At 66.2% G+C, this 2,346-nt stretch carries 3 protein-coding genes; all 3 read left to right on the forward strand.

Annotated elements, in window-relative coordinates:
• Positions 1–550: cytochrome c biogenesis protein CcdA (locus JHD07_RS37960; protein ID WP_291631545.1), on the forward strand; the 550-nt coding region annotated here is incomplete at its 5' end.
• 31 nt (positions 551–581) lie between these two features.
• Positions 582–1,145 (forward strand): thioredoxin family protein, encoded by a 564-nt coding sequence (locus JHD07_RS37965; protein WP_291631547.1) that lies wholly within the window; start codon positions 582–584, stop codon positions 1,143–1,145.
• A 100-nt stretch (positions 1,146–1,245) separates the two neighbouring features.
• Positions 1,246–2,220 carry a hypothetical protein gene (locus tag JHD07_RS37970; protein WP_291631549.1) on the forward strand — a complete coding sequence of 325 codons (975 nt, stop codon included), beginning with the start codon at positions 1,246–1,248 and terminating at the stop codon, positions 2,218–2,220.
• Positions 2,221–2,346: the final 126 nt, after the last annotated feature.

A 2,346-nucleotide genomic window follows, 5' to 3' on the forward strand; every position in this document is an offset into this window, starting at 1 on the left:
GTTCTCCGCAGTCGCGCTGGCGCTCGGTGCGATCACGCAGCTGTTCGATTTCGACCCGAACGTGCTGCGCGAAGCCGCATCGGTCCTGCTGCTCGGATTCGGCCTGCTGATGCTGTGGCCGGCGCCGTTCGAGTGGCTGTCGGCACGACTCAATGGCTGGCTCGATCTCGGCAGTTCGAACGGCGCGCAGCGCGAAGGCGCACTCGGTGGCCTCGTGCTCGGCACCACGCTGGGCCTGGTCTGGACGCCCTGCGCCGGCCCGGTGCTCGGCTCGATCCTGACGCTGGTCGCGACCTCGAAGGATGTTGCCTGGGCCGGCACGCTGCTGGTCGCCTACGCCATCGGCGCGGCCATCCCGATGCTGACGATCGCCTATGGCGGACAGGCCGCGGCCACGCGCGTGCGCAGCCTCGCGCGCATCACGCCGCGGCTGCAACAGGGCTTTGGCGTCGTGGTGATCGGCTTCGCCGTCGCGGCGTACTTCCAATACGACACGCTGATCGTGGCGTGGCTCACCCGTTTCTATCCCACCGGCCAGATCGGCCTCTGACCGTCGAAGATTTCACCCGGAGGACGCTTCCATGACTCTCAAACTGCTCGCTGTTTCCGCCGCACTGATCGGCTTCACCGTCACCGGCGCTGTCATTCCCGGCGTCTGCGACGAGGTTTCCCGCGCAACACCGCTCCGCGTCGCCGCCGCAAGCCAACAAACCGCGCCCGACTTCACCGGCATCAACAACTGGTTCAACTCGAAACCGCTCAGCATCGCCGATCTTCGCGGCAAGGTCGTGCTGGTCAACTTCTGGACCTATGGCTGCGTCAACTGCGTCAACACGCTGCCGCACGTGACCGGCCTCTATGCCAAGTACAAGGACAAGGGCCTCGTGATAGTCGGCGTACACACGCCGGAATTCCCGTTCGAGCGGTCGGCCGCGAACGTGCAGGCCGCGCTGAAGCGCCACGGCATCACCTATCCGGTGGCACAGGACAATGATTCCAAGACCTGGAACGCCTACCGCAACCAATATTGGCCGGCGCAGTACATCATCGACCGCAGCGGCAGGATCGTGTTCCAACACGCCGGCGAAGGCAGCTATGACCAGATCGAGCGCACGGTGGCGAGGCTGCTGAACCTCGACAGCTGACCGCAGGGCGAGCACGCGGCCGGCATCGGTTGTCGCCCTTGTTGCTTGACTCCACGGACCCGTCCGTGGAGTTTCGCGCCATCGGAATCAGCCGCCCGCAATGGACGACACGACCAGCCATAGCGACATCCGCCTTCGTGAAGGCTCCTCGATCGCACAGCGGCTGATCATGGCCGGCTGTGCCGCCGCGGTTGCGTTGTGCTTCACGCCCGGCCTGTTCACACAGGACACCCTGGAAATCATCATCTCGTCGGCCGCTCTCCTCGTGGGGGCGGGGTTCGTCGTCGGCATCATGATGGCCCCGGCGGTGGTGTGGATCATCACGCCGAACCAGATCCTGATCGGGCATCAGCGTCCGTTCGGAAAACTCCAGACCCGGGTCATCGGGAAGAACGACATCACGGCACTGCAGGTCCCCGGCAGCAAGCGGGTGAAGGCCCGATTTCAACTCGTCTTCACGCTGCACTCGGGAGAGCGCCTGACCTCGCCGCCGATCGCCGATGTCACCCATGTCCGTGACACCGTGGCGTGGATCGCCACGCATTTCGACGTTCCCAACGTCGAGGAGCCGGTCAATCCGCTCGACGCCAGCAATCCCGAGATGCATCTCGGCGAGCCTCTCGAGCCGTTTTCACCGCGGGACATCCGCATCGTCGCCTTGATCGCCGTGGCGCTGTGCGCCATTCCCTATGCCTACAAGCTGTGGCGCGGCCTCTCCCCCACCCATGTGGACATCCTGCTGCTGCCGCTGGGGGCAATCGCCGCATTCGCCGTCTCTCGCCATGCCAACCGCGCCACCGGCGCGTTCTGGATCATCCGGCAGAACGAGATTCGCGTCGAGCGCCTGTGGGGCGACGGTGCCCTGCGCGCGGACCATATCGCCGGCCCCGACGTGAAATCGATCACGGTCGAGCGCCGTGGCCGCTCCGAGGACGAGCACTGCATCGTGGTGATCCGGCTGCATTCCGGGCGACGGTTTCGCAGCCCCCGCGTCGGCTCGCGGGTCGAGGCCCGCGCGGTGGCCACGGAGATCGTCAGGCGGCTGGGGATCGCCGCGGAGAACAACAAGATCTAGCTGGCGCCTCGTGCCCACTGTTGGGCTTATCTCACCGCGCGTTCGGTCTGTGCCTGTCCCGCTTGCGGGACAGGTCGCGCCCACCGGGTCGCGCCGAAGGCGCGCCCGATGACAGGCTCCGGCGCG

Source organism: Bradyrhizobium sp., assembly GCF_016462955.1.
Classification (GTDB): domain Bacteria; phylum Pseudomonadota; class Alphaproteobacteria; order Rhizobiales; family Xanthobacteraceae; genus Bradyrhizobium.